The organism is Pseudoalteromonas rubra, assembly GCF_005887115.1.
Lineage (GTDB): Bacteria > Pseudomonadota > Gammaproteobacteria > Enterobacterales > Alteromonadaceae > Pseudoalteromonas > Pseudoalteromonas rubra_F.
Map to the genome: position 1 here is coordinate 1 of NZ_PNCJ01000156.1, position 395 is coordinate 395.

Annotated in this window: 1 protein-coding gene; it reads right to left on the bottom strand. The window is 53.2% G+C overall.

Features of this window, described 5'->3' with window-relative positions:
* On the bottom strand, positions 1–395 hold a 395-nt coding region (locus CWB98_RS23565; protein WP_349304491.1), incomplete at both ends, for an acyl-CoA dehydrogenase family protein.

Here is a 395-nt window from a genome sequence, read left to right on the forward strand (position 1 = left end):
CTGTGATCACCGAGGGGCTTAATTTTTGGTCTATCGCCGTTGCGGTCAAGACCCGCGTAGCTTCTAATTGGTAGGTTAATCCGCCGATGCGAGCGAGGGCTTCTTGTATTCCCTCAAATTCGCCAATCGCGACACCAAATTGTTGCCTTAGCGCCGCGTAAGCGCCACTGGTGCGCGCACTCAAGTGCCCGGTTGCCGTGCTCAACGCTGGCAATGAAATACCGCGCCCAGCACTTAAACATTCCACTAGCATGCGCCAACCGTTGCCTGCTTGCACTTCACCACCGATAATCCACTCAAGTGGAATGAAGACATCTTTCCCTTCTGTGGTGCCATTTAAAAAGCCCATATTCATGGGTTTATGTCTGTCGCCAGTGCGTACTCCAGGGTGGTCG